This is a genomic window from Fluviispira multicolorata (assembly GCF_009208585.1).
Lineage (GTDB): Bacteria > Bdellovibrionota_B > Oligoflexia > Silvanigrellales > Silvanigrellaceae > Silvanigrella > Silvanigrella multicolorata.
This window is the reverse complement of record NZ_WFLN01000002.1, coordinates 1-1,842: the sequence shown is the minus strand read 5'-3', so window position 1 is coordinate 1,842 and position 1,842 is coordinate 1. Positions and strand designations below refer to the sequence as shown.

1 rRNA gene is annotated in these 1,842 nt (G+C 51.5%); it reads right to left on the bottom strand.

The features are described from left to right. Positions 1 to 77 precede the first annotated feature (77 nt). A 16S ribosomal RNA gene (locus tag GCL57_RS00015) occupies positions 78 to 1,614 on the bottom strand. Positions 1,615 to 1,842: the final 228 nt, after the last annotated feature.

The window sequence follows — 1,842 nt, the reverse complement described above, 5'->3', positions numbered from 1 at the left end:
TGCAGAAACAGAGTGCGGGTCCCTTGACCTAGAATGGACTCTCTGTACCCGAAGGTATGAGCTGTCTGTATTCCTAGAAAGGAGGTGATCCAGCCGCAGGTTCCCCTACGGCTACCTTGTTACGACTTAACCCCAATCATCGCACAAGCCTTGGCATGCTGTCTCCTTGCGGTTAACCCACATGCTTCTGGCTTATACAACTTTCGTGGTTTGACGGGCGGTGTGTACAAGACCCGGGAACGTATTCACCGCAGCCTGCTGATCTGCGATTACTAGAGATTCCAACTTCATGTGGTCGAGTTGCAGACCACAATCCGAACTGAGACCATGTTTTTGCGTTTGGCTCCACCTTACGGTCTAGCTTCGCTTTGTCTTGGCCATTGTAGTACGTGTGTAGCCCTGGATGTAAGGGCCATGAGGACTTGACGTCATCCCCACCTTCCTCCGGTTTATCACCGGCAGTACCCCTATAGTTGCCAACTTAATGATGCCAAATAAGGGAAAGGGTTGCGCTCGTTGCGGGACTTAACCCAACATCTCACGACACGAGCTGACGACAGCCATGCAGCACCTGTATCCGTGTGTATTGCTACTATTACGCATCTCTGCGCTTTTCACGGTATGTCAAACCCAGGTAAGGTTCTTCGCGTTGCTTCGAATTAAACCACATACTCCACCTCTTGTGCGGGTCCCCGTCAATTCCTTTGAGTTTTAGCCTTGCGGCCGTACTCCCCAGGCGGATAACTTAGCGCGTGAGCTACGGTACTGAGGGGGTCAACTCCCCCAACACCTAGTTATCATCGTTTACGGCGTGGACTACCAGGGTATCTAATCCTGTTTGCTCCCCACGCTTTCGTTCCTCAGCGTCAGTATTTAGCCAGGTGGTCGCCTTCGCCTCCGGTGTTCCTGCTGATCTCTACGGATGTCACTCCTACACCAGCAATTCCACCACCCTCTCTAAAACTCAAGAATTACAGTCTCAAATGCACGTCCCAGGTTAAGCCTGGGGATTTCACACTTGACTTGTCTTCCCGCCTACGAACCCTTTACGCCCAGTAATTCCGAACAACGCTTGCACCCTTCGTATTACCGCGGCTGCTGGCACGAAGTTAGCCGGTGCTTCTTACTCTGGTACCATCAAATGCAGGACTTATTAACTCCTGCACCCTTCTTCCCAGCCGAAAGAGCTTTACAACCCGAAGGCCTTCATCACTCACGCGGCGTTGCTGCGTCAGGGTTTCCCCCATTGCGCAATATTCCCCACTGCTGCCTCCCGTAGGAGTCTGGACCGTGTCTCAGTTCCAGTGTGGCTGATCGTCCTCTCAGACCAGCTACCCATCTTCGCCTTGGTGGGCCGTTACCCCGCCAACAAGCTAATGGGACATGGGCTCATCCTCTGGCAACCGGCCTTGCGGTCCCGGCTTTTCCAAACAACTTACGTCGCTTGCTTATGCGGTTTTAGCTACAGTTTCCCGTAGTTATCCCACACCAAAGGGCAGATTCCCATGCATTACTCACCCGTGCGCCACTAATGTATTGCTACATCCGTTCGACTTGCATGTGTTAGGCACGCCGCCAGCGTTCGTTCTGAGCCAGGATCAAACTCTTAGCTCTAATTACTTACTCCCAAACTTACGTTCAGAAGATTTTTTTTTCTCTTGACGGCTCGTCTTTTATCTCGAGCCCCGAAGCCTCTTTATCTCTCAACTTGCGCTGATTGACTCAAAGCCTCTAAGGACCCGCACTCTGTTTCTGCTCTCTTCTCTTGTCAAATAACTTCTCTTTGCTTCACTTAGCCTTCTCTTTTTATGAGTGACTTCGCTAGCAGCGAGAACCTTTAGC